The organism is Microbulbifer okhotskensis (genome assembly GCF_023895975.1).
Lineage (GTDB): Bacteria > Pseudomonadota > Gammaproteobacteria > Pseudomonadales > Cellvibrionaceae > Microbulbifer > Microbulbifer okhotskensis.
Map to the genome: position 1 here is coordinate 1 of NZ_JALBWM010000356.1, position 609 is coordinate 609.

A 609-nucleotide genomic window follows, 5' to 3' on the forward strand; every position below is an offset into this window, starting at 1 on the left:
CTGACCGTTCTTTTCCAGGGGATTAACTGATGCACTTCAAAGTTGAATGCAGGATTCATGAACGTAATAATGGGCCGTGGGTTTATGCTGGAAATTATATGAGCAAAGAAATACATTTAGCGTTTAACAGGATTGCGCATATTGTTTTCACGATATTTTTAAAATGAAAAGCCTAGAGTCTATTTAGGCGCATTACTGGTTGCTTCTGAAGGTGAATGTAGAAGCTCTAAGGGGTGGGGTCTATTTAAGCCTGGGGACCTAGAAGAGGGTTTGAGGGAAAGCTTAAGATCAACAATTGATCTACCGTTAGCTGATGGAAGAACTGAGCCCAGAAAAAATGATTTAGCCCTTGAACTGGCTGTAATCAAACACCAAGGAGGCGAATTTGATGGTTTCAATTCTAGAAATATATTCATTCCCATATTTTGGCGACCCACAGTGGAAGTCAAAGCGCGCCTCTATGTCCTATGTTCAGGAAAAACAGTTCACTCTGCGGCATCAAAAAGAAAGGTTTCATGGGGTAAGTTTTTGAGTCGTGTATTTTGCCTTAATGGGGCAGTGTTCAGAATTCTGTGTCATTTCTTTACTATTAGCAAAAAAGAGATGACC

At 40.4% G+C, this 609-nt stretch carries 1 protein-coding gene; it reads left to right on the forward strand.

From position 1 onward, the window contains the following. Positions 1 to 270: 270 nt before the first annotated feature. The coding region (locus MO867_RS22485) for a hypothetical protein (RefSeq protein ID WP_252473325.1) at positions 271 to 609 on the forward strand (339 nt) is incomplete at its 3' end.